Annotated in this window: 19 protein-coding genes; 7 read left to right on the top strand and 12 right to left on the bottom strand. The window is 50.7% G+C overall.

Annotated elements, in window-relative coordinates; genetic code table 11:
- Positions 1 to 16 precede the first annotated feature (16 nt).
- From ACO6UY_RS06175 to ACO6UY_RS06200, 6 genes are all read right to left on the bottom strand, one after another.
- Positions 17 to 3,031 carry a flavocytochrome c gene (locus ACO6UY_RS06175; protein ID WP_422489388.1) on the bottom strand — a complete coding sequence of 1,005 codons (3,015 nt, stop codon included), beginning with the start codon at positions 3,029 to 3,031 and terminating at the stop codon, positions 17 to 19.
- Positions 3,032 to 3,495: 464 nt separating this feature from the next.
- Positions 3,496 to 4,221 carry a 16S rRNA (uracil(1498)-N(3))-methyltransferase gene (locus ACO6UY_RS06180; protein WP_422461022.1) on the bottom strand — a complete coding sequence of 242 codons (726 nt, stop codon included), beginning with the start codon at positions 4,219 to 4,221 and terminating at the stop codon, positions 3,496 to 3,498.
- 90 nt (positions 4,222 to 4,311) lie between these two features.
- Positions 4,312 to 5,172 (bottom strand): methylenetetrahydrofolate reductase [NAD(P)H], encoded by an 861-nt coding sequence (gene metF, locus ACO6UY_RS06185; RefSeq protein ID WP_422461020.1) that lies wholly within the window; start codon positions 5,170 to 5,172, stop codon positions 4,312 to 4,314.
- Positions 5,173 to 5,231: 59 nt separating this feature from the next.
- Positions 5,232 to 6,647, bottom strand: coding sequence for an adenosylhomocysteinase (gene ahcY / locus ACO6UY_RS06190; protein ID WP_422466378.1), 1,416 nt, complete (start codon positions 6,645 to 6,647; stop codon positions 5,232 to 5,234).
- A gap of 192 nt (positions 6,648 to 6,839) precedes the next feature.
- Positions 6,840 to 8,003, bottom strand: a complete 1,164-nt coding sequence (metK, locus tag ACO6UY_RS06195) for a methionine adenosyltransferase (protein WP_422466380.1) — start codon at positions 8,001 to 8,003, stop codon at positions 6,840 to 6,842.
- A gap of 101 nt (positions 8,004 to 8,104) precedes the next feature.
- Positions 8,105 to 9,067 carry an ArsR/SmtB family transcription factor gene (locus tag ACO6UY_RS06200; RefSeq protein WP_422449673.1) on the bottom strand — a complete coding sequence of 321 codons (963 nt, stop codon included), beginning with the start codon at positions 9,065 to 9,067 and terminating at the stop codon, positions 8,105 to 8,107.
- Between the two features lie 240 nt (positions 9,068 to 9,307).
- Between ACO6UY_RS06200 and ACO6UY_RS06205 the strand changes: the two genes are divergently transcribed.
- Complete coding sequence (locus ACO6UY_RS06205) at positions 9,308 to 10,747, top strand: Npt1/Npt2 family nucleotide transporter (RefSeq protein ID WP_422489390.1); 1,440 nt, start codon at positions 9,308 to 9,310, stop codon at positions 10,745 to 10,747.
- Positions 10,748 to 10,786: 39 nt separating this feature from the next.
- Here ACO6UY_RS06205 and ACO6UY_RS06210 read toward each other — a convergent pair whose 3' ends face one another.
- Positions 10,787 to 11,215 carry a hypothetical protein gene (locus ACO6UY_RS06210; protein WP_422449671.1) on the bottom strand — a complete coding sequence of 143 codons (429 nt, stop codon included), beginning with the start codon at positions 11,213 to 11,215 and terminating at the stop codon, positions 10,787 to 10,789.
- 257 nt (positions 11,216 to 11,472) lie between these two features.
- Here ACO6UY_RS06210 and tkt point away from each other — a divergent pair, with 257 nt between their 5' ends.
- The 5 genes from tkt to ACO6UY_RS06235 all read left to right on the top strand — a co-directional run bounded on the left by tkt (position 11,473) and on the right by ACO6UY_RS06235 (position 19,240).
- The gene (gene tkt, locus ACO6UY_RS06215; RefSeq protein WP_422489392.1) at positions 11,473 to 13,470 is read left to right on the top strand and encodes a transketolase; all 1,998 of its coding nucleotides are present in this window, start codon (positions 11,473 to 11,475) and stop codon (positions 13,468 to 13,470) included.
- Between the two features lie 341 nt (positions 13,471 to 13,811).
- Positions 13,812 to 14,687 (top strand): polyamine aminopropyltransferase, encoded by an 876-nt coding sequence (gene speE / locus ACO6UY_RS06220; RefSeq protein ID WP_422449669.1) that lies wholly within the window; start codon positions 13,812 to 13,814, stop codon positions 14,685 to 14,687.
- Between the two features lie 36 nt (positions 14,688 to 14,723).
- Positions 14,724 to 16,742: a biosynthetic arginine decarboxylase gene (speA, locus tag ACO6UY_RS06225; RefSeq protein WP_422449668.1), complete on the top strand. Its 2,019-nt coding sequence runs from the start codon at positions 14,724 to 14,726 to the stop codon at positions 16,740 to 16,742.
- Complete coding sequence (locus ACO6UY_RS06230) at positions 16,742 to 17,707, top strand: adenosylmethionine decarboxylase (protein WP_422450536.1); 966 nt, start codon at positions 16,742 to 16,744, stop codon at positions 17,705 to 17,707. Before speA ends, ACO6UY_RS06230 begins: the two co-directional genes overlap by 1 nt.
- Before the next feature lie 294 nt (positions 17,708 to 18,001).
- On the top strand, positions 18,002 to 19,240 hold the full coding sequence (locus ACO6UY_RS06235) for a Bcr/CflA family multidrug efflux MFS transporter (RefSeq protein ID WP_422449667.1): 1,239 nt from the start codon (positions 18,002 to 18,004) through the stop codon (positions 19,238 to 19,240).
- 68 nt (positions 19,241 to 19,308) lie between these two features.
- Here ACO6UY_RS06235 and ACO6UY_RS06240 read toward each other — a convergent pair whose 3' ends face one another.
- From ACO6UY_RS06240 to ACO6UY_RS06255, 4 genes are all read right to left on the bottom strand, one after another.
- Entirely contained in the window at positions 19,309 to 20,325 is a 1,017-nt protein-coding gene (locus ACO6UY_RS06240; RefSeq protein WP_422449666.1) for a hypothetical protein, read from the bottom strand.
- Between the two features lie 172 nt (positions 20,326 to 20,497).
- A complete protein-coding gene (locus ACO6UY_RS06245; RefSeq protein WP_422466389.1) occupies positions 20,498 to 21,565 on the bottom strand; it encodes a hypothetical protein in 1,068 nt (355 codons plus the stop codon).
- Positions 21,566 to 21,788: 223 nt separating this feature from the next.
- Positions 21,789 to 22,904, bottom strand: a complete 1,116-nt coding sequence (locus ACO6UY_RS06250; RefSeq protein ID WP_422449664.1) for a hypothetical protein — start codon at positions 22,902 to 22,904, stop codon at positions 21,789 to 21,791.
- A 221-nt stretch (positions 22,905 to 23,125) separates the two neighbouring features.
- Complete coding sequence (locus ACO6UY_RS06255) at positions 23,126 to 24,199, bottom strand: hypothetical protein (RefSeq protein WP_422466391.1); 1,074 nt, start codon at positions 24,197 to 24,199, stop codon at positions 23,126 to 23,128.
- Positions 24,200 to 24,383: 184 nt separating this feature from the next.
- On the opposite strand from ACO6UY_RS06255, the gene ACO6UY_RS06260 reads away from it, so the two are divergent.
- Positions 24,384 to 25,418, top strand: a complete 1,035-nt coding sequence (locus ACO6UY_RS06260) for a type I glyceraldehyde-3-phosphate dehydrogenase (protein ID WP_422466393.1) — start codon at positions 24,384 to 24,386, stop codon at positions 25,416 to 25,418.
- A 251-nt stretch (positions 25,419 to 25,669) separates the two neighbouring features.
- Here ACO6UY_RS06260 and ACO6UY_RS06265 read toward each other — a convergent pair whose 3' ends face one another.
- Entirely contained in the window at positions 25,670 to 26,548 is an 879-nt protein-coding gene (locus tag ACO6UY_RS06265; RefSeq protein WP_422449661.1) for a hypothetical protein, read from the bottom strand.
- Between the last annotated feature and the right edge of the window lie 212 nt (positions 26,549 to 26,760).

Genomic DNA, 26,760 nt, shown 5'->3' on the forward strand with positions numbered 1-26,760 from the left:
TTGTCGCCGCTACACCTTAAACAAGGTCCGCCGCGCTTTCACCGGCAATACGGCCAAACGTGAAGATATCGATCAGGGCGTTACCACCCAGACGGTTACCGGCATGGATACCGCCAGTGACTTCACCCGCTGCGTACAGACCAGCAATAACGTTACCATCCTTGCCAATCACTCGTGTGCTGGTATCGATCTTCAAGCCACCCATGGTGTGGTGAATAGAAGGCTGACGTGGTGTGGCGTAGAACGGTCCGTGCTCCACCTTCAAGCCGAACGCACTCTTGTTGAATTCAGGATCGTGACCCTGCTCAACACATGTGTTGTACTGCTTGATGGTTTGCACAAATTCCGCCTGTGGCACACCCATCTTGTCGGCCAGTTCTTCCAGCGTATCCGCTTCCAGGATGATGCCTTCGCTGATTTCACGGGCGATGGTTTCATCAGAGGTGTTGGCCGCTGTTTTGCGAATCTCGGCATCGGCAATCATGTAAACGGTGCCACCATTGTCGAAGAAGGCGTCGGCCAACTTGTCACGGGTACCGCACTCATCAACAAAACGCTTGCCCTTCTGGTTAACGAAGACAAAGTTCTCCGGTGGTACAATCAGGCCAGTCAGCAGAGCACCGGACTTCGGATCACCGATTGGCATCAGCTGGGCAAAGCCCATTCCCACCAGCTCGGCACCGACTTTTTCACCCATTTCGATACCATCACCCACCAGCGCAGGGGAGTTGGTGGTTTTGATATCGTCAGCAATATTTTTCCAATAGGTGTTGTACTTCTTGATCATCTGGGTATTGGCACCAAAGCCGCCAGAAGTCATGACCAAACCGTGGCTCGCTTTTACAATCAGCTCATTACCGTTGGCCTGGATCGCCTTGACACCCACAACCTTGCCATCTTCAACGATCAGGTCAGTAGCCCGGGTATCGGTGATGATGCGACCATTCTGTTCCAGAATGCGCTTTTGCAGCTTATCAACAAACTCAACGCCTTTTGGACGCTTTGGCTTGTGGGCACGACGCCACAGGGCACCAACAGCGATATCCACCAGGCCACGCTCAAACTCGATGCCTTTCTCGCTCAGCCAGTCGATGGACTCCATGGAGCGGGAAGTCAGCTGCTTGACCAGATCGTATTGACCATAGATGGTTTCGCCATTCAGGTCGGTACGCTTACCGCCCAGGTAGGTCTGGATCCGGTGCAGTTCTACCGAGTCGAACAGGTATTTGTTGCCATGGTCGTGCTGGTTGAAGTAATTATCCAGCTGTGACTTCAGGGTACGGAAATCGTCCAGATATTCACCGGCGAACTCAGACTCTGGCGTCTCAGCCAGGGCCATAAGGGTCTCTTTTTCACCCGCCAGTGCCGCGAAATCACCCTGCCACGCGGGTTCAGCAGCGTTAACCCAACCGCCCGTACGGACCGTGTTACCACCGATGGCCGGGAACTTCTCCAGCAGGATAACTGACTTGCCTTTGTCCAGGGCTGTCAGTGCCGCACTCAAACCGGCACCGCCACCACCGATCACCACCACATCGGCGCTCTCTTCGATGGTTTGCGCGATCCACTCAACTGCCTTACGCGCTTTCACACGCAGAGCCTCGGAGTGACCACCGGCCAGATCAACCGCATTGGAAACACCGTCGATTACCGCCTGACTACTGACGGTTGCGCCGGAGATCACGTCAATATTGAGCGTCTGCTCATCAACGATCTGCTGTGGAATACGCTCAAAGGCCGGGTTGGCGATACCGTCTGACTCTCTGGAAGAGTCCACCACAATCTCAAGAATCTCATCTTCAGAGAAGGTTACCGTCACCGGCAGGTCACCATTGTGGCCACGGCCATAAGCGGTATAAGTTCCTGGCTGGAAACGGATCTCAATACCTTGCAGCTCTTTGATGCGCTGATGTTTTTCCGCTTCTGCCGCACTGTCGACAATCATGTAATCCATGATGTCCCACAGCGGCGTCGGGATCAGCAGGGCTTCCTGCTGAGCGATATCGGCGAACTCGGCGCAGGTCTCATTGTTCAGAGCCTTGGTGGCCCAGGCAGGTTCAACCAGGTAGCCCTTGCCCACGGCCACCATATCATAACCCTGGGCCAGTGCTTTTTCGGCATCAGCAGTCTGGGCAATACCACCCACACCGATCACCGGCACTCTGGCCACCGCCTCAGACTGCAGCTGACGATACTTGTTGATCAGTGGCTCTTTGTCTTCCGGGTTTACGATAGAGTTACGTGCCCAGCTGCCCATAGAGAAGTGGAAATAGTCCAGGCCTTCTGTCGCCAGTTTATCCAACAGGAACATGGTATCTTCAAAGCGGATACCCGGCTCTTCGATCTCTTCAGGTGAGAAGCGATAACCGACAATGAAATCAGCCTTGTTATGAGACTGTGCCACCTGCTTGGTTTTGGCCAGAACAGCCAGCGGGAATGTGGTGCGCTTTTCAATATCGCCACCCCACCGGTCATTTCTGCGGTTGGAGTGTGGCGAGAAAAACTGCTGGATCAGGTAAGTGTTGGCACCGTGGATTTCAACACCATCAAAACCGGCGATAATGGCACGGTTCACGGCATTGCCGAACAACTCGATCATCTCTTCGATTTGCTCTTCGGTCATTTCCAGCGGGGTTTCCGCATTATCACGCAGCGCAGCGACAGGGCTGGCTGAGATCGGTTTATGGCCACCATTAAACTCAGGCGTTGCCATACGACCGGCGTGGTAGATTTGCAGAATAGCTTTTGAACCTTTGGCCTTGATGGCATCCGCCAGTTGCTTCAGACCAGCAATTTTGCCGTCAGTATCGATACCCAGTGCGCCGGGGAAAGCTCTGCCGTAATTTTCCACAAAAGCACTTTCGACAATTACAGCACCTGCATCGCCAGAGCGAGCGGCGTAATAGGTAATCATCTGCTGGGTGACGCCGCCATCAAAAAAGGCGGATTGAATCGTCATCGGAGCCATCACGATACGATTCTTGAACTTGTTACCTGATTGAAACAGAACTTCGTCGATCAAATGAGCCATCAAGACTTCCTTATTTCAACCCAATGACCGTACAAACGTTTGCTCACTGGGCTGACTGTTTATGGAATAAATACTTTTGTTAAGACCAGTATCAAGACAAGGGCTCAATATTAAGCCCAGCGAAAAATCATCGGCATTTTTTCACACCATCAACTTTGCATGTATAGTGATAAACACCCATATATCCCATCGAGTTGCATGAAGTTTTGCTATAAAAATGGTTTTGGGGCACTAATTTAGGCGATGCCGAAAACAGCCGCTGAAACAGAACCAGAACACGAGATGGCTGGTGGTTTCTGATAAGGTGGGCGCAGGTCTTTTTCGGTAATAAGAAAGTCAGTAGCAAGGAGAAGTGGGGTAGTTTCGTCAACCCTTCTATTCTGATCCTGAAAACGGCCCGGACACCGACCAATAGTGTGAAGAATCACAGAATAACCGTTATGGCAGCACCGGGCGACAAACATTCAGTAGTCTCCCCAGAGGTACTGCATCAGCGTAATCGCCACTACCGGTGCAGTTTCCGTTCTCAGCACACGGGGGCCTAACGCCAGCGGGTTGAAGCGGTGACCCTCAGCCAACTCAATTTCCTGAGCGGTTAATCCACCCTCCGGGCCAATCAACAGAGATACCGATTCTGGCTGGGCAAAACCACTGAGTTTCTCTCTGGTTCGATGATGCAGTACAAAGTTCAGTTCAGTCGCCCGGGTGGTGAGCCAGTCTTCCAGCTTAACGGGCGTATGTATGGTCGGTACGATGTTACGGCCACACTGTTCACAGGCACTGATAGCCACCTGTTGCCAGTGTTTGACCCGTTTATCCAAACGTTCTGCATTCAGCTTCACCTCACAACGCTCACTCCATAATGGGGTAATGGCGGTAACACCCGCTTCCGTTGCCTTCTGAATGGCATAATCCATACGCTCACCACGGCTGAGTGTCTGACCCAGCTCAATAGTCAGGGGGGACTGGGCATCACCCTCGATAAACGACTCAAGATAAACGGTAACCGACTTTTTGCTAACGCTCTCTACGGTTCCCTGCCAGGCTCCCCCTTGACCATTAAACAGCACCAGGGGCTCTGAGGGTCTCATGCGCAAAACACGGCCAACATGATTGGCGGCATTTTCAAAAAGTTCGATGGAGCTGTCAGCCTGAAGCGGCTGCGCTGAATAAATACGAGGGTTTCTCATGGAGGGGCACTGGGTTGAGAGTTATGAGTTACGGAGGAACAGGAATAATAATACCATTCACAATTCCCTCACAACTCATAACTCATGCCATCAATCAGCCAAAATGCCCAGGTTATCGCAGATACCCTGGCAGGGAACCGCCTGATTAAGGGTATAAAAGTGCAAACCCGGAGCACCACCTTGCAGTAACCTCTCACAGAGCCGGGTTACCACCTCTTCACCAAACTGCTTAATACTGCTGATATCATCGCCATAGGCTTCCAGTTGCTTACGAATCCATCGTGGAATCTCGGCACCACAGGCATCGGAAAAGCGAGCCAGGCGGCTATAGTTGGTGATCGGCATGATTCCGGGAATCACCGGGAGATCAATGCCCAGTGAGTGCGTACGCTCCAGGAAATAGAAATAACTGTCTGCATTAAAGAAATATTGGGTAATCGCCGAATCCGCGCCGGCATCCACCTTACGCTTGAAGTTTGCCAGATCCTTTTCCATATTGGGTGCCTGCGGATGAACTTCCGGATAAGCGGCAACCTCGATATGAAAGTGATCCCCGGTTTCAGTACGAATAAACTCCACCAGCTCATTGGCGTAGCGCAGTTCGCCACTGTCACGTCCCATACCTGAAGGCAGATCACCTCTCAGGGCAACAATACGCTCAATGCCCTGGTCACGGTAAAAATTCAGCAACTCTTTAATCTGCTCCCGGGAGTCACCAACGCAGGAAAGGTGAGGAGCGGTTGCTATTCGAGTCTGGCTCTGAGTTGACAGCACAGTTTCAAGGGTTCTGTCCCGTGTTGAGCCACCAGCACCGTAGGTCACCGAGAAAAATTCCGGTTGGTATCTGGCCAGGCTGAGGGCATTCTGCTCAAGTTTCCGGGCACCCTCTTCTGTTTTAGTGGGAAAGAACTCAAAGCTGACAGGAGTATTATTGGTTATTGTATTTGCCATGGTAGTCACCAGCAGAGGTCGCTGGCTGGTGAAGAGACATCAGCCAGCGAAAAAGACATTTAGTACTTGTAATCGTCGCTCTTGAAGGGGCCATCAACAGGTACATTAATGTAGTCGGCCTGGCCTTGAGTCAGCCGGGTAATCACACCACCAAAGCCTTCCACCATGTAGGCAGCGACTTCTTCATCCAGTTTCTTGGGCAGTACGGTCACCGCCAGCTTGTCTGATTTTTGATCGGCTGGCAGATCAGCAAACCCTGCTTCATAAAGATGAATCTGGGCCAGAACCTGATTGGCAAAGGAGCCGTCCATGATACGCGACGGGTGTCCGGTAGCATTGCCCAGGTTTACCAGTCGCCCTTCGGACAGCAGAATCAGGTGATCATTGCAGGAGTCATCCCGGACGATCTTGTGAACCTGCGGCTTGACCTCTTCCCAGGTCCAGTTATCCCGCATGAACTGCGTGTCTATTTCGGTATCAAAATGGCCAATATTGCAAACCACACAGCCATTTTTCAGGGCTTTCAGCATGTGCCGGTCACAGACATGAACGTTACCCGTGGTGGTCACCAGCAGGTCAGTGGTGGTCAGCAGCTCCCGGTTGATAGAAGCGTCGGTGCCATCGTTAACACCATCAATATAGGGTGAAACCACTTCAAAGCCATCCATACAGGCCTGCATGGCACAGATCGGATCCACTTCCGTGACCTTTACAATCATCCCTTCCTGACGCAACGAAGCGGCGGAACCTTTGCCCACATCACCGTAACCAATCACCAGCGCTTTCTTGCCCGCCAGCAGATGGTCGGTGGCCCGCTTGATGGCATCATTCAAAGAGTGGCGACAGCCATACTTGTTGTCGTTCTTACTTTTGGTGACCGCATCATTGACGTTGATGGCCGGTACTTTCAGGGTACCTTTTTCCAGCATCTCCAGCAGGCGGTGAACCCCGGTGGTGGTCTCTTCAGAAATGCCGTGAATGTTGTCCAGCAGTGCAGGGTACTTGTCGTGTAACAGCAGTGTCAGGTCACCGCCGTCGTCCAGCACCATGTTGGCTTGCCAGGGCTTACCGGCACCATCGAGGACCGTCTGCTCAATGCACCACCAGAACTCTTCTTCGGTCTCACCCTTCCAGGCAAATACCGGTATGCCAGCTGCGGCAATGGCGGCGGCGGCGTGATCCTGGGTAGAAAAGATATTACAGGAAGACCAGCGTACCTCAGCACCAAGTGCGACCAGCGTTTCAATCAGTACCGCAGTCTGGATGGTCATGTGAATGCAGCCCATGATCTTTGCGCCTTTCAGCGGCTGAGAATCACGGTATTTGGCTCTGATCGCCATCAGTGCCGGCATTTCACCTTCAGCAATCTGAATCTCGCGCCTTCCCCAGTCCGCCAGGGAAATATCAGCCACCCGGTAGTCCGGGCCCTTGGTGGCGCTGTGCAAATCAGCAATTAACTCAGGGTTAGCACTCATAAAACGTATCCTGTTCTGCGTATTATCCGAATTATTTTGCAGTCTAGCAGCGGCAACAACCTATATCAACAAACTTTGATATAGATACCGCATTCGCTTTATTGGCAAGGTTGAACAATACAGAGGAAAGGAAAGAGTATTGAGAAAAGCAGGTAAAAAAGGCAGCCAACCGGCTGCCTGAAGAAGGAAAAATTAAAGGCCTGCCGCCTTGCGAAGCTGTTCCGCTTTATCGGTGCGCTCCCAGGTGAACTCGGCCTCTTCCCGGCCAAAGTGGCCATAGGCTGCCGTGGATTGATAGATTGGACGCTTGAGATCCAGCATCTTCACCAGTCCACCGGCACGCAGATCAAAATATTCACGCACCAGTTCAACAATACGCTGATCGGACACCCTACCGGTGCCAAACGTGTTAATGGAAATCGAGGTAGGCTCAGAAACACCAATGGCGTAGGACACCTGAATCTCACAACGATCCGCCAAACCGGCAGCAACAATGTTCTTGGCAACATAACGGCCGGCGTAGGCGGCAGAACGGTCAACCTTGGATGGATCCTTACCGGAGAAGGCACCACCGCCATGACGGGCCATGCCACCGTAGGTATCAACAATAATCTTGCGTCCGGTCAGACCGCAGTCACCAACAGGCCCGCCAATCACAAATATACCCGTCGGGTTAATGTGGTATTTGGTGTCTTCATGGAGCCAGCCTTCCGGGAATACAGGCTTGATAATCTGCTCCAGCACTTCACGACGAATTTCATCCAGAGAGACATCCGGAGAGTGCTGGGTAGAAAGCACCACAGCATCGACACTCTGCACCTTACCATTCTGGTCGTAACGCATGGTTACCTGACTCTTGGCGTCAGGACGCAACCAGGGTAACACACCATTCTTGCGCAACTGCGCCTGGCGCTTAACCAGCTCATGGGCATAGTACACAGGGGCAGGCATCAGCACCGGTGTTTCATTGGTAGCATATCCAAACATCAGGCCCTGATCACCAGCGCCCTGTTCGTGTTCGTCGGTTTCATCAACACCAACGGCAATGTCCGGAGACTGCTTGCCAATGGCATTCAGAACCGCAACGCACTCACCATCGAAGCCCAGGTCTCCATGGTTATAACCAATGCTGGTGACGACATTACGAACCAGCTCTTCAATATCAACATAGGTGGTGGTGCGTACTTCACCGGCAACAATCACCATGCCGGTTTTCACCATGGTTTCTACCGCAACCCGTGCTTCCGGGTCATCCTTGATGATGGCGTCCAGAATAGCATCAGAAATCTGGTCAGCAATTTTGTCTGGATGCCCTTCAGATACCGACTCCGATGTGAATAGCGAATACTCAGACATAGCCGTTTTACCCTCTTGAAAAAATTGAGTGCGCCTCTTTGATTTCATGAAACCATCTGCTCATAAAATACGTTCAATTGAGGCGTTAACCAGGTCATCGTTTATCCGGCAAGGAAGAAACGTCGGACCTGGATCTGAAAACCATTGCGTAACCCCAGATACTGGGATTCACCGCTGATTAATCCCGCTTTATCCGCCCATTGAGCCAACTCACTGGCACTGAAACCAAGCCACAGATCACCACAGGACTCCCGAACCCAGTCCTGGTCATGATGGCTGAGTTCACTGATAAACAGGCTCCCACCAGGCTTCAATAGCCGGGAAGACCAGTTAAAGATGTCCGCCGGACTGGGAACATGATGCAGCACCATATTGATGACGATACAGTCAAAGGCGCTGGTCATGTTGCTCAGCGACTGGATCTCGCCATGAACAAAAGTGACATTGCCAATGCCTTGCTGTTTGGCCAGCGCCCGGGAGTAACTCAGCATTTTTTCCGAGTTATCCAGTGCGTAAACCAGCTTGAACACAGAGGCGAGTATTGGCAGAAAGTTTCCCTCACCGGGACCAAGCTCCAGGGCCAGGCTCTGTTCAGGAAAGTCGGTAGTCTCAATAAGGTCTGCCACCGTTTCAGCATAGAGCTGGTGCTCGGCAATCAACTCCTGGTGCTGACGGAATTCTTCGCTATTGCGGGCAAAAAATGCCTGGGACAGTTCCGCCCGCTGCAGGCGAATGGCCTGAAGCTGTTCGGCAAGATCTTGAGGTAGCGGTATACCATCCACCGCCTGAAACAATGAGCGGACAACCCCTTCAAGATGACCTGCCGATGTGGGCAGTGCCCGACGGTAGAAAACCGTGTTGCCTTCTTTGCGGGTTGAGACTAACCCGGCCTGAGACAAAACCTTCAAATGATGGCTCATGGCTGGCTGACGCATGGCAAACACACCGCTCAGCTCCAGCACACCGAGAGACTCTGTGCTCAAGACCCTCAGAATCTGTAATCTCAGAACATCGCCACTGGCTTTGCTCACCGTGGCCAGCTGCTCAAAAGCATCCGTCAACACACGTCATCCTTTCCAATCACTTAAGCACAGTAAATCATTGACTCATTTACCGGGATATTCGAAGGGGGAAGTTTAGCAAGAGCCAAAATCTATATCAAAATATTTTTATATACAATCAATAGACACAAGAAATCCAATCTCTGCACTATATTTATCCAGCACTTTCTGTGCCTGAATGACAACAGCCTGCTGAGCATCAGTATCTGGAAGCAATAACGGGAGGTAGGAAACACGCGGTATATGACTAAAAATTCATCCAGAAACGTTGCTGGTAATTCCAATTCGATGCTTTATCTGCAAATTGCCATGCTGTCCTGTTGCACCTTCAACTTTGACATACTCTGGAACCTGAAAGAGTCATTGCTCATAACCCGGCTTGGTGCGGAAGCCATTCCCTTCATCAAGTTGATCGTTGTCATGCCTGTCGCTTTTATTTTTTTAATCACCTACAGCTTTCTGGCTAACCGGCTCAGTAAACGTACCCTGTTTGCCGTTGCATTAATCCCTTTTCTGATCTGGATGCCGTTGTTTTCCATGGTGATCCATCCAAACCTGGAGTCTTTCGCCCCCACCGCAGCGCTTGCCCTGCTGTCCCCACTCATCCATGAAAACCTGCAATTTATTGTCGGCATGGTCTATTACTGGCCCCTGACGCTGTTCTTTGCCGTGGCGGAACTCTGGGGATCGGCGGTGATCTGCACCCTCTTCTGGACAGCCGTCAATGATTTCCACAATGCCCAGAGTGCCACCCGGCAATATCCCCTGATCACCATGATCGGCAGCAGCGCATCCATTATTTCCGGCCCTATGCTTTACTACTGCGTTTCCAGGGGAGTTATGGCCCCGGATTCAGGCTGGCAGGAGAGCCTGGAGATCTTATCACTTCTGTTCGTGCTTTTCGGGCTGTTGATTCTGCTGCTCAATGAATACTGCTACCGCTTAACTTCGAACAACCTCACAGGTAGCGCCAGCGGGAAGACACACACCCCAACCAACCTGCCGTTGCTGGCCAGCGCACGATACCTGTTGCGCTGCCCGTACCTGGCCAGCATTGCGCTGGTTATGCTGGCTTATTGCATCGCCATTAACATGGTTGAGCTGGCCTGGAAAAGCCAGCTGGTGCAGCTGTACCCCTGCGAGGCAGACTACTCGATGTTTATGGGCAAGGTGGCCATGATCAGCGGCATAGGCAGTCTTATCTGTGGTCTGCTAACGCCAACCCTGCTGAAGATCAGCTGGTGGGCAGCGGCTTTCGCAACCCCCATTATTCTGACAGCCACGGCCCTGCCTTTTTTTCTCCTGGCCATGTTTCAGAAATCACAGGTCAGCTTTTTCGGTATTTGTTATATGGATCTGACCATGATCGGCTTGCAGATCGGCATGTACTGCCATGCCCTTGGCAAGTCGGCAAAATATACGCTGTTTGATGCCACCAAAGAGATCACTTTCGTACCTCTTGATGCTGAGCGAAAGTACAAGGGAAAAGCAGCTATTGAGTTAGTGGTGACTCGGGTTGGCAAGTCAGGCAGCTCTTTTTTTCAACAGATTTTAATTACCCTTTTTGGCTCCCTCAGCCTTGCCATGTCCTGGCTGGCAGGGGCTTTTATACTGGCCATTGCCCTGTGGCTGATCGCCATCAAGCATTTGGGCAGACATTACCATGAGCGAACGGAACTCTAGGAGGCTGACCAACTGATGCCCGGATTATGAAGCCTGTCTTTATCTCCAGTGCTTACCGATCAGCATTGCGCCTTCCGGAATATGGCCTGCACAACCAGGCACAGGACACTGAGGATAACCTGCAATGTTCACGCCATTCAGACCCCAGGACCAGATGCCATCCTGGCGGTAGTCATGCATCACTTCCTTTTTACTGACACAGGTATTGGAGTTATTCTGCTGGTCAGCGGCCATCCGGCATTTTGCACAGTATTCGTCGTGCATTTTTCCTTCTGCACCGACAGTTATGGCATTTCTTTTACCGTCAACCTTGATATTGTAATCTGACAGCCCTCTCTGGTTACTCTGTGGCAAGGATTGCTTTGACTCTATCGACATGGCTCTCTTATCGACAGCCTTCTCCTTCTTTGATTCTGGCGTGGTAAAACTATCCCTGGGGAGCGGTTGGGTACCAGTTAAGGGGCTCATAAAGCCTCCGGAATTCAACGTACAAAACACGTACATATGTGACACCACGCACCGATGATAGTTCAACGTTTCAATCACTTCATTAATAGGCCTGCCTTGTTTTCCATCTCACCTGTTGTTTTCAATCTCACAGACAGTAATAGCAGATTATTTCTCTGCATCTAGTCAGTAAACCAATATGGATGAAGAATGCTGCCGGTTTCGCTAAACTAGCGCGCGAATTTAACCAGACTGGATTCCCAGGAGCAAAGATTCCCATGTCCTCACGTCGTGAGCTTGCCAATGCCATTCGCGCCCTCAGCATGGACGCCGTACAAAAAGCCAAATCCGGTCATCCCGGTGCCCCCATGGGGATGGCTGATATTGCTGAAGTGCTGTGGCGCGACTATCTGAATCACAACCCCGCCAATCCAGAGTGGGTGGATCGTGACCGTTTTGTGTTGTCCAATGGCCATGGTTCCATGCTGATCTATTCCCTGCTGCACCTGACCGGGTACGATCTGGGCACTGATGACCTGAAAAACTTCCGTCAGCTGCACTCCAAAACGGCAGGCCATCCCGAGTATGGTTATGCACCGGGCATTGAAACCACCACCGGTCCCCTGGGCCAGGGCATCGCCAATGCCGTTGGTATGGCCGCCGCCGAGAAGGCACTGGCCGCTCAGTTCAACAAGCCTGGGCACGATATTGTTGACCACCATACCTACGTCTTTATGGGTGATGGCTGCATGATGGAGGGTATCTCCCATGAAGTTTGCTCCCTGGCGGGCACCCTGGGCCTGGGCAAACTGGTGGCATTTTACGATGACAACGGCATCTCCATTGATGGTGAAGTGGAAGGCTGGTTCACCGACGACACCGTCAAGCGCTTTGAAGCTTACAACTGGCATGTCATTCCGGCGGTTGACGGTCACGACCCTGAAGCGATCAAAGCCGCCATTGAAGCCGCCCGCGCCGAACAGGACAAACCCACGCTGATCTGCTGTAAAACCATTATCGGCTTTGGTTCACCCAACAAAGCCGGTAAAGAGGAGTGCCACGGCGCGCCGTTAGGCGATGATGAAATCAAGCTGACCCGCGAGCGTCTCGGCTGGCAGCATGCACCGTTTGAAGTGCCTGCTGACATCTACAACCAGTGGAATGCCACAGCAGCCGGTGCCGCCATAGAAACCGCCTGGAATGAAAAGTTCGCAGCCTATCAGGCCGAATACCCGGAGCTTGCGGCAGAATTTACCCGTCGCCAGAAAGGTGATCTGCCCGCTGACTTTGCCGAAAAGGCATCGGCTTATATCAAGTCCTGCCAACAGGAAGGTGAAAAGATCGCCAGCCGTAAGGCCTCCCAGAACACCCTGAACGCTTACGGTCCGCTCCTCCCGGAACTGCTTGGCGGTTCGGCAGACCTGGCGGGCTCCAACCTGACCCTGTGGAGCGGCTCCAAAGGCATCAAGCGTGACGATGCTGATGGCAACTACCTGTTTTACGGCGTCCGTGAATTCGGCATGACCGCCATGATGAGCGGTATTGCCCTGCACGGTGGTTTCATTCCTTACGGCGCAACCTTCCTGGTCTTTATGGAATACGCCTGCAACGCCGTCCGTATGGCCGCGCTGATGAAACAGCGCTCAATCCTGGTCTACACCCACGACTCCATCGGCCTGGGTGAAGATGGTCCAACCCACCAGCCTATCGAGCAAATCGCCAGCCTGCGCATGACACCGAACATGAATGCATGGCGTCCATGTGACACGGTAGAATCTGCCGTCGCCTGGAAACATGCCATCGAACGTGTTGATGGCCCCAGTGCCCTGATCTTCTCCCGCCAGGGCCTGCCATGCATGGCCAGAACCGATGAACAGATTGCCCGGGTTGAACGGGGTGGTTACATCCTGAAAGAGTGTGAAGGTACGCCTGAGCTGATTCTGATAGCTACCGGCTCAGAAGTAGAACTGGCTATGAACGCCGAGGCTGCTCTCTCTGCCCAGGGACATAAAGTACGTTTGGTCTCCATGCCATCCACGGATGTGTTTGATGCCCAGGATGCTGAGTACAAACAGTCCGTTCTGCCCCTGGAAGTGCCTGCACGTATTGCGATTGAAGCCGCTGCTGCTGACTTCTGGTACAAGTACGTTGGCCTGGATGGGCGCATCATCGGCATGACCACCTACGGTGAGTCCGCCCCGGCAGAAGACCTGTTCCCATACTTTGGCTTTACTGTTGACAATATCGTGGGAATTGCCGAAGAACTGCTCGGTTAAATCCATTCAGCCATCCCGGTAAAGGGATGGCTGTCCTCTCATCGTTGAAAACGACCATCTGCACTATTGGCCTTTTTTTCCTCACTATCCCAACTTGCCATCCGATATCCATGCAGGTTTAATTCAGCTTTTTTAAAATAAAACATTTCAATCTGACAATGTCGTCTTATTTTCCCTGAGCGGGCCTTGCGGCAACACGGAAGAAAGTCCATACCCGTGAACAATCTTTTACCCATCAGGCCCGCTGCCAATCATTTGGCTATTGGTCCAATATTCAACAGATTCATCGGCATACAACGAGTATTTGCGGTTCTTTTTATTTATCGACAGGATTGGCAACAATGCACTGCGAAGATACCTATCAGGAAACACTGTATTCAGGCTATGGACAGAATTTTTCGATTGACCGGCTGCTGTTTGAAGATCACACCGAACACCAGCATCTGATCATCTTTGAGAACCGGTTCTTTGGCCGCATCATGGCCCTGGACGGCGTGATTCAAACCACCGAAAAAGACGAGTTTATCTACCATGAAATGCTGACCCATGTGCCCATCCTGGCCCATGGCAAGGTAAAGCGCGTACTGATTATTGGCGGTGGCGATGGCGGTATGCTCAGGGAAGTACTCCGGCATCAATCCATTGAACAGGTCACCATGGTGGAAATTGACCGGGCTGTGGTCGATCTCTGCCGCCAGTGGCTGCCGAACCATTGTGCCGGGGCCTATGATGACCCGAGAGTTAACCTGGTGATTGAGGATGGCGTCCGGTTCGTCAACAACCACGGGATCGCCGACCATAGCTTCGATGTGATTATCTCTGACTGCACCGACCCTATCGGTCCGGGGGAAGTCTTGTTCTCCTCTGAATTTTACCGGGGATGCAAACGACTGCTGACTGATAAAGGCATTTTCGTTGCCCAAAACGGAGTACCGTTTATGCAGTTGAATGAGGTAACAACCACCGCCCATCGCCTGGCCAGCTATGTATCGGACCTGCATTTTTACAGCGCCGCCGTTCCCACCTACGCCTGTGGCATCATGACCTTTGCCTGGGGCACCGATGACCTTAAAGCCCGCCATATCCCCCTGGTCGAACTCGAAGCAAGGTTTGCCCTCAGCGGTATTACCACGCGCTACTATACTCCATCGGTCCATCAGGCAGCTTTCGCCCTGCCCCGTTACATTGAAACAGCTATTTCAGAAGCAATGGCGTAAAGCAGTAAGGCAGCCTCCCGGGGGTTAAGGCAGGTAATGGCGAAAAAAACAGAGTTAACGAACACAACACCAGCCGGGAGCAGCGATGGGACTGAAGCGTTAACCGCCAGAGATCCGCAATATTCTGGCACTAAGGATCGCGACGGGTGGAACCTTGATCAGGCACGCTCCACCTATAACATCCGTTTCTGGAGCCAGAATCATTTTGATTTGAACGATCAGGGTCATGTCACGGTCAATATCAAGGGCACGCCACCGGTTGAACTGAGTACCATTGCCAGTCAGCTGAACCGTCAGGGCGTATCCCTGCCGGTGCTGGTGCGTTTTCCGCAGATTATCCATCAGCGTCTGGATAATCTGTGCCACGCCTTTAACCGGGCCATCCGTGATTACGGTTACAACCATCGATACCTGGCCGTTTACCCGGTCAAGGTCAACCAGCAGCGGACGGTGGTGGAAGATATTTTGAACAGTCAGTCCTCCGGCAAACAGCCACAGCTGGGCCTGGAATCGGGTAGCAAACCGGAACTGCTGGCGGTTCTGGCCCTGGCCAAACGGGCCAGCTCAGTGATTATCTGTAACGGCTACAAAGACCGGGAGTATATTCGCCTGGCCCTGATCGGGGAAAAGCTGGGTCATCAGGTTTTTATTGTTCTGGAAAAGCTCACCGAACTGGACATGGTGCTCAGTGAAGCGGCCAGCCTGGGTGTTCAGCCCCGTCTGGGCCTTCGGGTACGTCTGGCTTTTCAGGGCAAAGGCAAGTGGCAGGCCAGTGGTGGGGAAAAATCCAAGTTCGGTCTTTGCGCCAGCCAGGTACTCCTTGCGGTGGAACGGTTAAAGCAGGCCCGGCAACAGGAGTCTTTGCAGCTCCTGCACTTCCACCTGGGTTCCCAGATCGCCAATATCCAGGATGTGCGCAAGGGTGTCAGTGAATGTGGCCGCCTTTATGCCCAGTTGCACCGTATGGGCTTGCCGATCCGGTTTGTTGATGTGGGCGGCGGCCTGGCGGTGGATTACGAAGGTTCTCGCAGTCAGAGTTCCTGCTCCATGAACTACAGCCTGCAGGAGTACGCCAACAATATCGTCTTCACCCTGGGCGATATCTGCCAGCAGTACGACCTGCCGGTTCCGGGTATTATTTCCGAGTCGGGCCGACACCTGGTGGCACACCACGCGGTGCTGATCACCGATATCCTGGGGGTGGAAAGCTATGAACCGGAAGTACTGACACCACCCAGCGCGGATGCCCCCCTTCTGCTGCATAATATGTGGAGTTCCTGGCAAGACCTGAGTCATAGCCGGGGTGAACGCACCCTGACCGAGATTTATCACAACAGCCAGGCTGACCTGGCAGAAGTCCACACCCAGTTTGCCATGGGACTGTTGGGGCTTGAGCACCGGGCCTGGGCAGAAAACACCAGCCTGCGACTCTGCCATGAACTGAAAGCCCGGCTCTCCCCCCACATCCGGGCCCATCGCCCGCTGATTGATGAACTCAGTGACAAACTGGCAGACAAGTTCTATGTGAACTTCTCCCTGTTTCAATCCCTGCCCGATGCCTGGGGTATTGATCAGATCTTTCCGGTCATGCCCCTGTCCGGTCTGGATCGCCCGCCAAGCCGCCGGGCAGTAATGCTGGATATCACCTGTGACTCCGACGGCGTCATTAATCAGTACGTAGACGGCCAGGGCATAGAAACCACCCTGCCAGTGCCTCAATGGCAACCGGCAGACCCGTTCCTGATCGGTATTTTCATGGTGGGTGCCTACCAGGAAATTCTGGGGAATATGCATAACCTGTTCGGGGATACCGATGTGGCCTCGGTCCACATCAATGGGCAGGGAGAAGTGGAAGTCACCGGTTACCAGGCGGGCGATACCGTGGAAAAGGTGATGCGTTATGTCAACCTGCAGCCGGAAAGCTTTCTTCGCACCTACCGGCAGCTGGTCAGGGAAAACCTGCCACCAGGACAACAGCGGGCCATACTGGCGGAACTGGAATCAGGGCTCCGGGGCTACACCTACCTGGAGTTTATCGGAGGGAGCCTGCCGTGATGTTTTTTGAAGGCTCGGAAAAGAAAATAGAGATCGTCACCAGCCCGGAATGGATTTCCCTGAGGACCCTGGGCAGAAGCTTCTGGGCACAGATGGTGGCCAGAGCCCGGGCCGACATCCTGACCATTCTCAGCAACGAACACTGTGACGCTTATCTATTATCGGAATCCAGCCTGTTCGTCTGGCATGACCGGTTTCTGATGCTTACCTGTGGCACCACTACCCTGGTGGATGCAGCCCTCTACTTCTTTGAACAGACGCCTCTGGAGCATATCCGCTGCGCCCGATTCCAGCGCAAAAATGAGTACCAGCCCCATCTTCAGAAGACTTCCTTTATGGACGACGTTGACCGACTGAGCCAGCGTGTGCCCGGCTGTGCCTTTCGTCTGGGCTATCCGGATGGCCATCATAGCTTTGTATTCCATCTGGACAAGCCCTATGGACCAGCGCTTGATGACACCACCAGCGAACTGCTGATGTACCATATCCGGGGGGAGAATGCTGACAGCCTGCGCTGTGAGCACCAGACGATTAAAGACATCCGTCGTTTGCTTAAACTGAACAGGCTGTTTCCGGACTTTGCCCTGAGCGACTGGCTGTTTACCCCCTGTGGTTACTCCCTGAATGCGATTCGGGGTAACCGCTATGCCACCATCCATATCACACCGCATAAAAACAGCTCATACGTCAGTTTTGCCACCAACCTTGATCTGGCCAACTCACCGATTGTCACCATACTGCTGAAACAGCTGAACCCTGGCTGCTGGGATCTGATCGGTTTTAATGCCCGGCGACCAGAAGAGTTACTGGCGGAAAATACGCCATACCAATGTCTTGCAACCGGTGAAATCCAATTAAGCTGCGGCTATCGCATGAGCTTCAATCACTTCCAGCACCCGAATCACAGGAACGTGGCGGCAGAAAAATTATCACCAGAGAAGCGACCGGCAGTAAATGCATGGTAAGTACTATTTATACAAGTGTACTTTTCTATTTATCGCTTAATGCTTTTATGAAAGAATTATTTATAGCCGTATAAACTATAAATTGATGCCGTTACCTGTCCGTTACCAACCATTGCTTTAGCGGACAAGACGTTCCCTCATAAACAATAAACCAGTGTCGTGCATTTCTCAAAGTGCTACAGCGGTTCGGCTGTTAAGTCAGACAATTTTTATATAAATGCAGCCACCGCCATTTCGGGACAAAAACCTCTTGAAACCCAAACTCCCGGCTGCCCGAAAATATGAGCCTGAAAAATGACAACGTCAACTCATCTGGTAACAACAGAGAACCGGGGCGAGCGCTTGTTCCTGATTCTGACCCTGGGGGCGCTAACAGCACTTGGGCCGTTGGCCATTGACCTCTACCTGCCCGCCATGCCCACCATCGCAAAGAGCATGGGGGAGCCATTAAGCCGGATACAGTACACGCTGAGTGCCTATACCATTGGCTTTGCCATAAGCCAGCTGGTGTGTGGCCCGTTATCGGACCGGTTCGGCCGGAGAACGGTCATGTTCCCGGGCATCATCTTCTATATCCTGACCAATATTCTGGCCGCCCTGTGTACCAGCGCCACCCAGCTGATTATTGTCCGGGTACTGCAGGCGATGGCCGGAGCGGCCATTATGGTGACGATTCCGGCCATGATCCGGGATCTGTTCCCCAGGGAACAGGTAGCCAAAGCACTGTCCTCCATTCTCATGGTCATGACCGTGGCACCCTTGGCTGCGCCACTGTTGGGCGGGCAGATTCTCAAGTTCTTTGGCTGGCAGAGCCTGTTTATCTTTCTGGCGATAACCGCCTGCCTGTCATTAATTCTGGCCTTTTTCCGGGTTAAGGAGACATTGCCAGCTGAAGACCGGCTTATGGTGTCGCCAGTACAACTGGCACTGAACTACGCCAACATCCTGAAAAACCGGGAAGCCATTGGCTGTATTCTCTGCCATGCTTTTTTCTTTGGTGGCATGTTTGCGTTTATTTCCGGCTCTCCCTTCGTCTACATTGAGCTGTTTGGCATCCCCGCTGAACAGTATGGGCTGTTCTTTGCCATTAACATCCTGGCCATGGGGATCACCAATATGGTGAATATCCGCCTGGTTGAGCAGTTCAAACTGTTTACGATTCTGCGCTCAGGCAGCCTGATCGCAGCGGTCTCTGCACTTTTGCTCCTGCTAAACACGGTTACCGGCTTTGGCAGCCTGCCCGGACTGATGATCCCGATTGCCTGCTATATCGCCTGTATTGGCTTGACGGGTCCTAACTCCAACGCCCTGGCCCTGGCCCACTTCCCCAAATCGGCAGGAACAGCAAATGCCCTGGCAGGCGCACTGCGTTTTACCATGGGGGGGATTGCCTCTGCTTTGGTTGGTTACCTGCATGATGGAACAGCCATTCCCATGGCAGCGGTGATGGCTGGTTGCGGAATACTCTCTATCGCTTCACTGTCGTTGGTAAAGAAAGAAGGAGAAATAGAAGCGCCTGTAACGGTAGGTTAAGGCTGTCCGAAAATTGTCCCTGAACTTTATCTGGTTCAGGGACGCTGAAATAGCCCACTCACTCACATTTACGGTGTGGTTTGTGCAAAAATATTTCTACATTTCTGAACAGCTTTAGCTGCTTTTGACATCTTGCGTTGCAGTTTTTCATCCGCCCGGATCAGTCCAGCAATGGCACTTTTGTCAATGCGGGATAACAGCGAATCAAAAGCATCCAGATGCTCCTTCATTATTGCTCTCTCAATATCTGAAACCGGATCTGGTACGCGAATTGACCTGTCTGGTAGAACAAAGGATTTCAGGTTATGTTTAATGTTATCGAGATCCGCCATTAGTTTAAGAGTGTGATCCTGTTGCACCTTAGTCACATCCTTCAGCTGTTGATACTCCCTTTCTAACAACGCAATCTTTTCAGATTTATCAATACGCTGGTGACCATTAATAATCGATTGGTCTACGCGTAAAAGTTGTGCCAATTCCAGAAAGAGCTTGTCATCAAATGGTTCTTTAGTTTTTAGAATATCCAATTGTTTCCTGGGATTAAACAGGTCGGGAGCGTTTGTTAAGCAATGGATAAATAGGTGATTAAGAACAATACCAACTTTTCCTTGCCCGCGGCACAATTCGAGCTTACACGTCTCCAGATCAGCTAAACCCGGTCTAACCGGTGTCGGCGCGCCCCTGTAAACCGAGCTTGTCGTATAATTGGCAGGAGTATGGGTCTTGTGGGTGGCCAACTGACTGAGCGGTTCTGACTGATCTGTGCTACACAGTTCGACTGCGCCTGTATCATCAGGATCATCTGACAATGACTGCAGGCTTGCCCCTGATGGATCCACGTTATGGTGACTATTGCCAAACAGCAGGGATAATCCGGACACCGCGAAAATCGCGCCACATACCGCAGCCAGAACATAGAAGCCAGTGGACAGGGCAGCCACAGCGGCTACTCCCGAGACAAAACAGGTCACTGCTTTAAGTGCTTTAATAGCGCGACCAAGCCAGCGGCCAGAACCAGTAGATGCCGGATCATCTTGAGCAGATCCCAAGCTATTTGGGGGGGGCATCGGGGCTTCAGAGATCATAAATTATATTCCTTTAGAATGCCCTAATTAGAGTGTGCAGCTGTTAAAAAGTTTTATTTATGAAAAAAAATAATTGCTGCTGGAACAAGCCCCGGCTGGAGGAATGCCTGGGAGGCTGTCCGAGAATTGGTCCCTGAACTTTCTCTGGTTCAGGGATACTGAAATAGACCACTCACGACCATTTACGGTGTGGTTTGTGAAGAATATTTCTACATTTCTGGACAGCTTCAGCTGCTTTTGACATCCTGCGTTTCAGTTTTTCATCAGCCCGGATCAGTTCAGCAATGGCACTTTTGTCAATGCGGGATAATAGCGCATCAAAAGCATCCACATGCTCCTTCATTGTTGCTATATCAATATCTGAAACCGCATCAGATTCGCTAATTAAACTGTCTGGTAGAACAAAGGCATGCAGGTTCTGATTAATGTTCTCGAAATCCTCCTTTAGTTTACAAATACTATTCCGTTGCAACTCAGGCACTTCCGCCAGCTGTTTATACGCCCTTTCTAACAACGCAATCTTTTCAGATTTATCAATACGCTGGTGACCATTAATAATCGATTGCTCTACGCGTAAAATTTGTGCCAATTCCAGAAAGAGCTTGTCATCAAATGGTTCTTTAACTTTTAGAATATCCAATTGTTCCCTGGGATGAGTCAGATCGCGACAGTCTTTTAAGCAATGGTAAAATATGAGACTAAGAACTGTATTAACTTCTGCTTGCCCGAGGCGCAATTTAATCTTACACATCTCCAGGTCAGCTAAACCCGGTTTATAGCGATTACCGGGGATTTCATTGCCCCTCTCTGACCTCGTTGTATTAACCGGATCCGAAGGGTTCCGGTAAAACATCTCCTCTCTGAAATGACCAGAGACACTTTCGTAAGTAGAGTTACGTGTTATCGGGCAAGTACCAATATAGCCGAGAACTTCTTCTTTATCACCATCATCTGTCGGTGATTGTGAATCGGACTCTGAAGCATCCTCAGCTTGAATAATATTATCAAACAGCGAGGGTATTGCTGGCACAACGAAAACTGCCCCCAATAACGTTGCCACAAGATAAACGCCTGTAGCCAGAATCACGACAGGCAAAGCGACTACCCCCGAGACAAAAAGACCCACTGCCTTAAGTACCTTGATCGCTCGCCCCTTCCAAGAGCCAGAATCAGGAGATGCCGGATCATTTTGAGCAGCTCCCAAGCTATTTGGCGGGGTTGCAGGGTTTCCAGAGATCATAAAATATTCCTTTATTGCATTAGAATTTCCTTATTAGAGTGTGCAGCTGTTAAAAAGTTTCATTTATGAAAAAAATAATTGTTTACCTGAACAGCCCCGATTGGAGGAATACCAAGGGATTAACCACATTGGTGTATTTTTCGGTATAGAACGGCCTTCCCCATGAAAGCCGTGATTTTTGTTCAAACAGGCTATTTCAGGATCCCAGAAATAGCCCACTTCATTAATATTTACGATCAGTCCCGTTTAAAATATTTCGACATTTCTTAATCACTGCATCCGCTTCTGACAACCGTCTCTGCAAAAAACCATCGGAGTCGATAAAGCAACCAGGCGGCGAGCACTTTCTAATTTCGGCCAACAGTGTATCCAGAGCATCCAAGTGACAATTCATTTGTGCCACTTCATTTTCTGGGACCGGATCGGGTATGGAAATAATCCTGCGTACCAGGGAATAGCGTTTCAGGTCTTTTTCAAGGTTTTCCAGATTGACCATGTGAGTGTTAGCATGCTGCAACTGCGCTTGTAATCCTTCCTCCTGCTGTTCAACCAGTTTCTCCAGCAACTCAATCTTGACAGCCTTATCCGTTTGCTGGTGACTATCAATAACCGATTTCTCTACTTTTAAATTTTTTGCCAGAAGCAGAAATAAATTTTCATCAAATGGTTCACTGGCCCTGAGATCACCTATTCGTTGCCTGTAATCAGAACCACTGAGCCCTGTCAAGCTATTCATCCTCATGGCCTCAAGAACAAATCGGACATTTCTGATCACATCGTTCAGCTCACTGCCACACCTTAACAGTTCAGTTGTGGACAGCAGGCCCATGCCATTATTGGTGCTGACATTAACCGTCGGCGGATTCACTGGCTGCAACGGTGCCGACGAGCCCCCGTAAACCGGGTTTGTCAAAGGATCGGCAGGAGTATGCGTCTTGTGGGTGGCCACCTGACTGACCGGTTCTGACTGGTCAGTGCTACACAGTTCAACCTGACTGACCGGTTCTGACTGATCAGTGCTACACAGTTCGACCGCGCCTGAATCATCAGGATCATCTGACGGTGACTGTGGGCTTGCCCCTGATGGTTCCACATCATTATGACTTTTGCCAAACAGCAGGGATAACCCGGATACAGCGAAAATCGCCCCGCATACCGCAGCCACAACATAAAAACCAGTAGCCAGGGCAGCCACAGCGGCAACTCCCGAGACAAAACAAGTCACCCCTTTAAGAACCTTAATAGTGCGACCAAGCCAGCTGCCAGAACCAGTAGATGCCGGATCATTTTGAGCAGCTCCCAAGCTATTTTGGGGGGTTATCGGGGCTCCAGAGATCATAAAGTATATTCCTTTATTGTCTTAGAATTCCCTTTTTAGAGTGCGCACCTGTTAAAAAGTTTCATTTATGAAAAAAATAAATATTACTGCAACAAGCCCCGGTTGGAGGAATACCAGGGGATTGACCACATGTGATATTTTTCGGTATGGCACACCCTTCCCCATGGCAGCCGTGATTTTTGTTCAAACAGGCTATTTCAGGGTTCCTGAAATGGCCCGCTTCAATAATATTTACGATCAGTCCCATTTAAAATATTTCGACATTTTTTAATCGCTGCATCCGCTTCTGACAACCGTTCATGCAATGAGTCATCAGCGTCGATAAGGTCAGCAAGCGAGCGCTTTCTAATGTTGGCCAACACTGAATCCAGGGCATCCACATGACGCTTCATATGTGACACGTTACTTTCTGGTACCGGATCAGGTATTGAACTAATGTTGAGTAACGGGGAGTGGCGTTGCAGGTCTTCTTTAAGGTTTTCCAGATTGACCATTTGAGTTTTAACATGCCCCAGCTGCACTTTGGGCACATCCTTCTGCTGTTCAACCAGTTTCTCCAGCAAATCAATCTTGACCGCCTTATCCAGTTGCTGGTGACCATCAATAACCGATTTATCCGCCTTTAAACGTTTTGCCATAAGCAAAAATAAATTTTCATCAAATGGTTCATCAGTTCTAAGAGTATCTATGTGCTTCCTGTAAAGTGACGGGCTGTCGGCTGATAAACTATACAGCCTCATGGCATCAAGAGCCACATGGACATTTCTGATCCCATCGTCCAGTGTACTGTGACACCTCAGCAGTTCAGCCTTGGGCAGGAGGCCCCTGCCATTACTGGTACTGACATTAACCGTCGGCGGACTCATTGTCTTCACCGGTGTCGACGCGCCCCTGTAAACAGTGCTTGTCGTATAATCGGACGGAGTATGGGTCTTGCGGGTGACCACCTGACTGACCGGTTCTGACTGATCAGTGCTACACAGTTCGACTGCGCCTGTATCATCAGGATCATCTGACAGCGACTGTAGGCTTTCCCCTGATGGTTCCATGTTATTATGACTATTGCCAAACAGCAGGGATAATCCGGACACCGCGAAAATCGCCCCGCATACCGCAGCCGCAATATAGAAGCCAGTGGACAGGGCAACCACAGCAGCTACTCCCGAGACAAAACAGGTCACCGCTTTAAGTACGTTAATAGCGCGCCCCAGCCAGCTGCCAGAACCAGTAGATGCCGGATCATCTTGAGCAGTGCCCAAGCCATTTTGAGCCGGTATTGGGTTACCGGAGATCATAAGATATATTCCTTAATTCTATTAATAATGCCCCCTTAGATTGAGTGAATGTTTAAAAGTTTCATTTATAAAAAAAAGAATAATTGTGTGCTGAAACTTGGGGCAGGCGCTCAGAGACTGGTCACATTCCTGATATTTTCCGGTACAATGCCCAGCGCTAACAACCGCTGGAAACAAACAAACGATGACATACAGGGTGGCCATTAACGGGTATGGGCGAATCGGCCAGTGCGTGCTGCGTGCACTCTATGAAAATGGCTTTCGTGATCATCCTGTGCATGGTATGGAAGTGGTCGCCATCAATGAGCTGGCCAATATTGACACGCTGACCTACCTGACCCGCTATGATACAACCCATGGCCGTTTTCCGGGCCGGGTGTTGGCAGACGATAGCCACCTGTTTATCGGCGATGACCGCATTCGGGTGTTTAACCAGCCAGATCCACAGGAAATCAACTGGCAAGACCTGAACATCGACCTGCTACTGGAATGCTCAGGCTCGTTTAATGATCGGGCTACCGCAAATCTTCATATTGAACGGGGAGCTTCCCGTCTGCTCTTTTCCCAGCCAGCAAAACCGGACGTGGATGCAACCATCGTTTACGGTATCAATGAACAGCAGTTAAACGCCAGGCACTGTATTGTTTCCAGTGCATCCTGTACCACTAACTGCATTGTGCCTGTGCTCAAAACGTTAAACGACGCCCTCGGGATTGACTATGGCTCCATGACCACCATCCATTCCGCCATGAATGATCAACCGGTTATTGATGCCTATCATCAAAACGACCTGCGTCTGACCCGCAGCGCCCTGCACTCCATCATCCCGGTTGATACAGGCCTTGCCAAAGGCATTAACCGTTTGCTGCCTGAACTCAGGGGGCGATTTACAGCCAGTGCCGTGCGGGTTCCCACCATTAATGTTTCCTGTATTGACCTGACAGTTCAGGTCAGCAGAAACACCTCAGCAGCAGAAATCAATCATATTCTGGAACAGGCCACCTCTGGTCGTCTTGAAGGGATACTGGGTATGACCAACGAGCCCCACGCCTCAGTGGATTTTAACCATGATGCCCGCTCTTGCATCGTTGATGGTACACAAACCCAGGTTTCTGCCAATCGTCTGGTCAGGCTACTATGCTGGTTTGACAATGAATGGGGCTTTGCCAATCGGATGCTGGATGTTGCGGGTTACTGGCTAGGAGCCTGTCGGACTTAAGACTGTCCTACGCGGCAACTGCTCCTGCGTTGCTCTAACTCCTGCATCCATGCAGTCGTGCGGTTGCGATAAATTGGTCTAAAAATTCCTGCTTCTTCGTCAAATAGCCCCGCTATTCTCCTCAGAAGCAGAAATTTTTATCCTCAATTTCTCGCAATCCTCGCTACGGGGTCGCCTAGACGGACGCTTAAGTCCGACAGGCTCCTAGGAATTGTCCCTGAATAACGTACTTTTGGCTCTTTTCGAATTCCTTAATCGTCAACTAATACCACTATGATGCGTTTTTCTGCCAGATCGTCACTATTTTCGCTATGGTATACGATATCCTCAGGCTGGTGAATCAGATCACCTTGATCATTGGAAAACATATACCCGGCATTCCCGATTTCTTCGTCATTAGGGCCATAAGGATAATTCTCTACAGTGCCTTTAACAGGGAATGTTACTTTTGAACCAGGTGACTTTTTGCCAATATTAAGCCCGCCTCCTGAATACTTCACACCCGTTTTGGTTGCGTTGGTATTGTCATTCAATTGAACGACCATACTTTTTTTGCCGGGATCTTTATGCCAGTGCATACCTTTTATCCCCCTTGAGGGAATTAACGGGTAACGAATGAGGTAAATACCCACAACGTTTACCGAACGATCCCGCCACTGAAATTCATCGGCCATTTTATCCAATGCTTCTGAGCATAGAGCCCGGATTGCAACCGATGAAGTAGTCAAGCTGGCCTGAAATACCTCCTTGTTCATCAAATGACTATTTTCATCAAACTGAATTGGCATTTCAAAGCATAAACGGGCGGTGAATAAAGGATTTTCAGAATTAATAGTAAAATCCAGACTTTCAAATATATTGCTTGAATTTATATATCTTACTCCACGATGACCGTCCAGAAAATTATTGACAAGCTCCGAACAGAAATATCTATCATCATTATTTATTTCCAAATTGACCTGATCTAAAAGAGGTTTAGAAAACACAGGGCAAATGGTTCTGAATCTATCGCCAAATTTTATGTTTGTGGCCTGTGTATGTTTTTTTTCATCAGAAAATCCATCAGAATTTCCAGAGGCGGCTGTAAAAGCTGACGTCGTTGAGGGGGAAGAAAAGTCAGCACGTAACATCGTTATCACTCCCTTGGTCTGATAAGTTGTTATTAATAGACTGAGTCAAACACAGCAGCATTAGAGTTCCCAAAGCACAAAAAGTTCAACAAAAAGTGAATAAACTGGTAATTTCAACCATCCCCAATGATGAAACCCGAGATAATTGCCGTACTCACATCAGATCACCGGGTAATCCCGCAGAAATTTGCTTTATCGCCGATACCTGCCTT

The organism is Endozoicomonas sp. ALE010 (assembly GCF_049310165.1).
Lineage (GTDB): Bacteria > Pseudomonadota > Gammaproteobacteria > Pseudomonadales > Endozoicomonadaceae > Endozoicomonas.

Coding starts and splice junctions, on each gene's coding strand:
- ACO6UY_RS06250 (WP_422449664.1), bottom strand. CDS start 22,904: ATGATCTCTGGAGCCCCGATAACCCCCCAAAATAGCTTGGGAGCTGCT.
- ACO6UY_RS06265 (WP_422449661.1), bottom strand. CDS start 26,548: ATGTTACGTGCTGACTTTTCTTCCCCCTCAACGACGTCAGCTTTTACA.
- ACO6UY_RS06245 (WP_422466389.1), bottom strand. CDS start 21,565: ATGATCTCTGGAAACCCTGCAACCCCGCCAAATAGCTTGGGAGCTGCT.
- ACO6UY_RS06205 (WP_422489390.1), top strand. CDS start 9,308: ATGACTAAAAATTCATCCAGAAACGTTGCTGGTAATTCCAATTCGATG.
- ACO6UY_RS06180 (WP_422461022.1), bottom strand. CDS start 4,221: ATGAGAAACCCTCGTATTTATTCAGCGCAGCCGCTTCAGGCTGACAGC.
- ACO6UY_RS06260 (WP_422466393.1), top strand. CDS start 24,384: ATGACATACAGGGTGGCCATTAACGGGTATGGGCGAATCGGCCAGTGC.
- ACO6UY_RS06235 (WP_422449667.1), top strand. CDS start 18,002: ATGACAACGTCAACTCATCTGGTAACAACAGAGAACCGGGGCGAGCGC.
- metK (WP_422466380.1), bottom strand. CDS start 8,003: ATGTCTGAGTATTCGCTATTCACATCGGAGTCGGTATCTGAAGGGCAT.
- ACO6UY_RS06240 (WP_422449666.1), bottom strand. CDS start 20,325: ATGATCTCTGAAGCCCCGATGCCCCCCCCAAATAGCTTGGGATCTGCT.
- ACO6UY_RS06175 (WP_422489388.1), bottom strand. CDS start 3,031: ATGGCTCATTTGATCGACGAAGTTCTGTTTCAATCAGGTAACAAGTTC.
- ACO6UY_RS06255 (WP_422466391.1), bottom strand. CDS start 24,199: ATGATCTCCGGTAACCCAATACCGGCTCAAAATGGCTTGGGCACTGCT.
- ahcY (WP_422466378.1), bottom strand. CDS start 6,647: ATGAGTGCTAACCCTGAGTTAATTGCTGATTTGCACAGCGCCACCAAG.
- ACO6UY_RS06210 (WP_422449671.1), bottom strand. CDS start 11,215: ATGAGCCCCTTAACTGGTACCCAACCGCTCCCCAGGGATAGTTTTACC.
- speE (WP_422449669.1), top strand. CDS start 13,812: ATGCACTGCGAAGATACCTATCAGGAAACACTGTATTCAGGCTATGGA.
- ACO6UY_RS06230 (WP_422450536.1), top strand. CDS start 16,742: ATGTTTTTTGAAGGCTCGGAAAAGAAAATAGAGATCGTCACCAGCCCG.
- metF (WP_422461020.1), bottom strand. CDS start 5,172: ATGGCAAATACAATAACCAATAATACTCCTGTCAGCTTTGAGTTCTTT.
- tkt (WP_422489392.1), top strand. CDS start 11,473: ATGTCCTCACGTCGTGAGCTTGCCAATGCCATTCGCGCCCTCAGCATG.
- speA (WP_422449668.1), top strand. CDS start 14,724: ATGGCGAAAAAAACAGAGTTAACGAACACAACACCAGCCGGGAGCAGC.